Consider the following 5,364-nt stretch of genomic DNA (forward strand, 5'->3'; position numbering starts at 1 on the left):
CCACCTTTGTTGCCTGGCTAAATGTAATGGCACTGGAGATGGAAGATCCAACCCAAGCTTTTTTGGAGGGTGGTGTGGCGCTGTCACCGGGAGAAGCTTTTGGACAGGCCGGTTTTGTACGCATGAACTTTGGTTGCCCTGCAGATCAACTGCAGCAGACATTACAGCGTATGGCGCAGGTGATTCATCGGCAGGCATCACTAGGCTGGGGTGATCAGCAATTCAAAGCAATGAGTGTTGATCAGGCCATGCAGGGGTTGGCTGATGAACAGGAAGTTTATACAGATGCAGATATCAGTGAGCCTGATCGTAAAATTGAGCCTTAATCACCAGACTCTGTAGCAAAAAACTGCTGCTAAGCTGTTTCCGATTTCTTCATTCTGGATGCTGAACATGACCCTTAGGATCCAATCTCCTGTCCTGACTTTGCAGCAACTAGGCATAGAGCTGTTGCAACCTTTCAGCCTGTCATTAAAGGGCGGCGAAATCTGTTGTATCAGTGGTGCGTCCGGCAGTGGCAAAAGCCGTCTGTTGCGTGCCCTTGCTGATCTGGAGCCACATCAGGGTGATGTATTGCTGGATGGACGCAGCCAGCAGCAGATTCCTGCCCATCTCTGGCGTTTACAAGTGCGGCTGGTGCCGGCAGAAAGTCAGTGGTGGTCAGATGAAGTAGCTGATCATTTTCCTGCTGATTATCACCCGCAGAATTTCACCCCACTGGGGCTGGATCATCAGGCCATGTATTGGCAGGTGAGCCGCCTTTCCAGTGGTGAAAAACAACGCTTGGCGCTGCTGAGAGCACTCTCCTTCCCGCTTAAGGTGTTGCTGCTGGATGAACCCACGGCTAATCTTGATCCTGATTCAACCCTGCAGGTGGAACGCTGGTTGCAACAGCAGATCCATCAGCATCAGTGGCCTGTAGTCTGGGTGGCGCATGATGTAGCCCAGATTCAACGGGTGGCTGATCGGGAACTGGTAATCCGTGATGGTGAAGTCCAGGAGATATTAATTGCAAGTCATTGAACTGCAGTGGTGGCAGTTAGGCCTGGCCGTGCTGATGGTACTGATGCTGGCGTGGTTTTCCCATCAGGCAAGGTTAGGTATCAGTCGCAGTTTGTTGGTGGCAACCCTTCGAACACTGATACAGCTGGCGTTGATTGGGTTGGTGCTGGAGCTGCTGTTTTCAGTGGGCAGCTTGTTGTGGGTGGCTGTGATGGCTCTGGTGATGCTGTTGCTGGCCGGACGCGAAGTGGTGGCGCGGCAGCGACGGCGACTGACTGGCCGCTGGGCTTATGGCATTGGCACCCTGTCGATGTTTGTGTCTTCCTTTTCTGTTGCAATCATCACATTGGTGGTACTGGTTGGCCCTGATCCCTGGTACACCCCTCAGTATGCCATCCCATTGCTGGGTATGTTGCTGGGTAATACCATGACCGGTGTAGCGCTGAGTCTGGATCGCCTGACCGAACAAACCTGGCAGCAGCGACAGATCATCGAAAACCGGTTGATGCTTGGGCAACACTGGTCACAAGCAATAGAACCCATCCGTAGAGAAGCCATGCGTTCAGGTATGATTCCCAGTATTAATGCCATGGCTGCAGCAGGCATCATCAGCTTGCCGGGTATGATGACCGGTCAGATACTGGCCGGTACACCACCGGCACTGGCAGTGAAATACCAGATACTCATCATGTTGATTATTACACTGGGAACCGGTCTGGGATCACTGCTGGCGGTGATCATGGGTAGTCGTCGTTTGTTTGATGAACGCCAGCGACTCAGGCTGGATCGTTTGCAGAGTCCTGTGAACTGAGCGGATGTATAAAACCTTCACGGGTGCGGTTGGCATATTTTACCAGGGCCAGCATCAGTGGAACTTCCACCAGTACACCCACCACTGTAGCCAAAGCAGCACCGGATTGCAGGCCAAACAAGGCAATGGCAGCTGCCACCGCCAGCTCAAAGAAGTTGCTGGCACCAATCATCGCGCCGGGTGCAGCAATGTTATGGGGCACCTTCCAACTTTTTGCCCAGTAGTAGGCCAACAGGAAAATCAGCACCGTCTGGATAATCAGTGGTACAGCAATCAGGCCGATGTGTAGTGGGTTAGCCAGAATCACCTCACCCTGAAAGGCAAACAACAGCACCAGGGTGATGATTAAAGCGACAGGGGTTACCGAGCCAATACGTGGCATAAAAACCTGATCAAACCATGCCTGGCCTTGGTGTTTTATCAGGGTGATACGAGTCAGGTAACCGGCGGCCAATGGAATGACGATGTAAAGCAGCACCGACAGGAAAACGGTATCCCAGGGCACCGGGATATTGGAAATACCCAGCAGCAGCACCACAATCGGTGCAAAGGCAAACAACATGATGATGTCATTTAAAGCCACCTGCACCAGTGTATAAGCGGCATCACCGCGAGTCAGGTAACTCCAGACAAACACCATGGCAGTGCAGGGTGCGGCACCCAGCAGAATGGCACCAGCCAGGTATTCATAAGCCAGAGCTTCGGGAATGAAGGGTTTAAACACCACCAGCAGAAAAAACCAGCTGATGGCAAACATGCTGAAAGGTTTGATCAGCCAGTTGATGGAGGTGGTGATGACCAACCCTTTGGGTTGTTTGCGAACACCAAGAATGGCCGAGAAGTCGATCTGCACCATCATCGGGAAAATCATACCCCAGATCAGGATGGCAACCGGAATCGACACCTGAGCGTATTCATAAGCTGCCAGCGCCTCGGGAATGGCCGGAGCAAACTGTCCCAGCAACACACCAACAATAATTGCCAGTGCCACCCAGACCGATAAAAACCGGCCAAAGATCCCCATGCTCTCGGTGGATGGGTTGGTTGCAGGCTGCTGAATACCCTGAGTCATGTCTTTTCCTGTCTATATCCGTAAGGCGGTTAGGATATGCACGCAAGCGAATATAATCAAGGTGAGACATCTGAATCAGGAATGGTAAGATCAGCCTTAAAGACTTCGCTCCGGATTATGGAAAAAAAAGGATTGCCTGAATGCCCCTGATTGCTCAGAAGGTTTTTAACAAACACCTGAAATCCAAACCACTGCCGGAAGATCACTGGAAGGTGCTGGCTGCCTGGAAGCAGCGAATTGAATCCGGTGATCTGGAAAAACAGACGGAAGTATCTGTACACGCTCCGTTTATGCAGCAGATTCTGGTCAAGGTGCTGGGTTATCAGGCTTTTGGTGAGCAGGATCACTACACCGTGGCACGGGAATACGGCATTGCACGGGGGCAGGTGGATTTTGTACTGGGGCACCTGACCGGCAATAAAAACAAAGATCGGATTGAAGCTGTGCTTGAGGCCAAAGGCGCAAGAACCAGAGATCTGGATGCCATCATGCCAGGTCGGCATATAAGCCCGGTTCAGCAAGTCTGGGGGTATGCACGGGATGCTAAAGGTGCCCAGTGGGTCTTGCTGACCAACTATCTGGAAATCCGCCTGTATCACATTGGTGAAACCTCACTGGTGTACGAGCATTTTGATCTGGCCAGTCTGACTGATCCGCTGGAGTACGCCCGTTTTCAGTGTTGCCTGAATGCTGAAAACCTGTTGAACGGTCGTACGCTGGAATTGCTGCAACAGACTCATCAGGTTGGTAAGGAAATCACCGAGCGGCTTTATGATGATTATAAAAGGCTGCGTGAAACCCTGATTGTCAGCCTGATTGAAGCCAATCCGGACTGGGCGGCGGTCGATCTGGTTGCACCCGCACAGAAGCTGCTGGATCGCATTCTGTTTGTTGCCTTTGCCGAAGATTCCGGTCTGATACCGGAGCACTCCATTGCTCAGGCCTATACCCATGCTGATCCCTACAATCCCCGTCCGGTTTATGAAAACTTCAAAGGGCTGTTTCGTGCCATCGACAAGGGCAACAGCCACCTGAATATCCCCGCCTATAACGGTGGTCTGTTTGCGGATGATCCAGAGCTGGATGCTTTGCAGGTCAGTGACAGCCTGTGCGAAGCCTTCAAGGAACTGGCGGACTATGATTTTGCTTCTGAAGTTTCCGTTACCGTACTGGGGCATATTTTTGAACAGTCCATCGCGGACCTGGAAGAGCTGACCGAACAACTGCAGCAAGGCATACCACTGCAGCGCAAAGACAAGGCCCGCTCGGTATCCGGTAAACGCAAACTGCAAGGGGTGGTTTACACACCAGACAGTATCACCGCATTTATAGTGGAACAGACGCTGGGACAATACCTGCAACAGCAGTTTGACCAGCTGTTGCAGCAGTACGGGCAAATCAAAACGGATGGTGATATTCAGTGGAAGAAGGGTAAACAAACCGAACTGCGTTTCTGGTATGCCTGGCAAGAGGCTTTGCAGAAAACTCGCGTGGTTGACCCGGCCTGTGGTTCCGGCGCTTTTCTGGTGGCGGCTTTTGATTACCTTCACTCAGAATATCAGCGCATCAACGACAAACTCACCGAGCTGACCGGTCAGCCGGGGGTGTTTGATCTCAACAAGGAAATCCTCAATCGCAACCTCTACGGGGTCGATATCAACCCTGAATCCATCGAGATCACCAAACTTTCGTTATGGTTAAAAACAGCAGAGCGTGGCAAGCCCCTTACCAGTCTGGATGCCTGCATCCGGCAGGGTAACAGTCTTGGCTTCAGTTCAGCGGTGCCCGGTTCGGATTTCTGCTGGCAGCAGGCTTTTCCGGAGATTTTTGCGGAGGGCGGGTTTGATCTGGTGCTGGGTAATCCGCCCTATGTGCGACAGGAACGCTTCAGTGCATTAAAGCCCTGGCTGGCCGAGCAGTATCAGGTGTATCACGGCGTGGCAGATCTTTACGCCTACTTCTTTGAGCTGGGATTAAACCTGCTGAAGCCAGATGGTTTACTGGGTTACATAAGCTCATCCACCTTTTTTAAAACCAGCTCCGGCCAGCCCTTGCGGATGTTTCTGAAACAGCAGGCAGGATTCAGCAAGGTGGTGGACTTTGGTGATTTGCAGGTGTTTGAAGGCGTCACCACCTACCCCGCCATTCTGATTCTGCAGAAAACACAGCCCGCTGCCGATCATCGACTGCAGATGCTGTGCCTGAGTGATCAACTGCCGGATAACCTGAACCAGGCGTTTAACCAACAGCATGGACAGATGCCCCAGCAACAGCTGCAGGATGAAGGCTGGCAACTGGAAGATGAAAGCCTGGCAGCGCTCAGATACAAGCTGACCCACGATGCGAAGGGGCAGCCATATCCGACCATCAAGGAGATTTACGGCTCGCCTTATCGAGGTATTTTGACCGGCTTGAATGAAGCTTTTGTGATTGATCAGGCAACACGAGACTTGCTGGTACAGCAAGACCCGGCATCGGC

The 5,364-nt window shown here is 52.2% G+C and carries 4 protein-coding genes and 1 pseudogene; 4 read left to right on the forward strand and 1 reads right to left on the reverse strand.

Translation table 11 applies throughout. The features are described 5' to 3' along the window. The 3 genes and pseudogenes from IBX50_RS16790 to fetB all read left to right on the forward strand — a co-directional run. Positions 1–326: pseudogene (locus IBX50_RS16790) on the forward strand (hypothetical protein); the annotation flags it as partial. A gap of 67 nt (positions 327–393) precedes the next feature. After that, positions 394–1,023 (forward strand): ABC transporter ATP-binding protein, encoded by a 630-nt coding sequence (locus tag IBX50_RS16795; protein ID WP_292257450.1) that lies wholly within the window; start codon positions 394–396, stop codon positions 1,021–1,023. Next, complete coding sequence (gene fetB, locus IBX50_RS16800; protein ID WP_292257451.1) at positions 1,010–1,813, forward strand: iron export ABC transporter permease subunit FetB; 804 nt, start codon at positions 1,010–1,012, stop codon at positions 1,811–1,813. Before IBX50_RS16795 ends, fetB begins: the two co-directional genes overlap by 14 nt. Here the strand turns inward: fetB and arsB are convergent. Continuing rightward, entirely contained in the window at positions 1,779–2,885 is a 1,107-nt protein-coding gene (gene arsB, locus IBX50_RS16805; RefSeq protein WP_292257452.1) for an ACR3 family arsenite efflux transporter, read from the reverse strand. The two genes, fetB and arsB, sit on opposite strands and share 35 nt — an antisense overlap. Before the next feature lie 140 nt (positions 2,886–3,025). Between arsB and IBX50_RS16810 the strand changes: the two genes are divergently transcribed. Beyond that, the coding region (locus IBX50_RS16810) for an N-6 DNA methylase (RefSeq protein ID WP_292257453.1) at positions 3,026–5,364 on the forward strand (2,339 nt) is incomplete at its 3' end.

This window comes from Marinospirillum sp. (genome assembly GCF_014859565.1).

Bases quoted from the DNA above. Each gene is read 5' to 3' on its own strand.
- IBX50_RS16795 (WP_292257450.1), top strand. From the start codon at position 394: ATGACCCTTAGGATCCAATCTCCTGTCCTGACTTTGCAGCAACTAGGC.
- arsB (WP_292257452.1), bottom strand. From the start codon at position 2,885: ATGACTCAGGGTATTCAGCAGCCTGCAACCAACCCATCCACCGAGAGC.